This window comes from Vibrio sp. 2033, assembly GCF_033339735.1.
This window is the reverse complement of the sequence record NZ_JAWOVC010000328.1, coordinates 1-719: the sequence shown is the minus strand read 5'-3', so window position 1 is coordinate 719 and position 719 is coordinate 1. Positions and strand designations below refer to the sequence as shown.

1 protein-coding gene is annotated in these 719 nt (G+C 45.6%); it reads right to left on the bottom strand.

The window, feature by feature from the left end:
* Positions 1-99: 99 nt before the first annotated feature.
* Entirely contained in the window at positions 100-705 is a 606-nt protein-coding gene (locus tag R7P74_RS26390) for a YtjB family periplasmic protein (protein WP_005481596.1), read from the bottom strand.
* Between the last annotated feature and the right edge of the window lie 14 nt (positions 706-719).

Here is a 719-nt window from a genome sequence, read left to right as displayed (position 1 = left end):
GATGCAGAATAAGCGACAAAGATTCATCTTCGCTTTCAAGAACTAAAAAAACAGCCCGCTCAAAGCGGGCTGTTTTTTATTTGAAGTTGGCTGTTGGAATTACTTGGTCAGCAGCAAGTTTTCGGCTTTTTTACGGCGGATCGGCTGTCTACGTAAAATCATAATAAACAACATGCCACACACAAAACTCATCAAGACCATCATGTACATGTAACGATCACTCTTACGATAATGGTGATCAGAAATCGCCGTCACTCGGCCTGTCTCAAACGTCACACGTACAAAACCAATCACAGCACCATCAGCTAGGACTGGCTCGACCAATTGCTGGCGACCAATAGATGCGGTGGCTAGTGGGGTATCTAATCCTAGGACCTCACGGACAGACAGCGCCTCGTCACTCGATGCTAATCGCACACCTTGTGAGTCATAAATCGTGGCATCAAATACCAAACGGTCTTGCGCGAGCTGGTTGGTCAGCTTAAGCAATCGCTCTTGGTCTTTGGTTAATATCATTTCGCTGGCAGACAAAGATGCCTGCGAGATCAAAACCTTGGTGAGTGTTTCAAGCTGCTGCGCTTGAATCTTCTCGTTGCCCTTACTGATCACAACACTGTTTTTTATGGTGATGAATAACATCACGCACAGTAGGATTAGTGCCAGAATTCGCAGGGCATTCCTTACTGAGAACAAGGATTCACTCATGCTCTTTACTCATC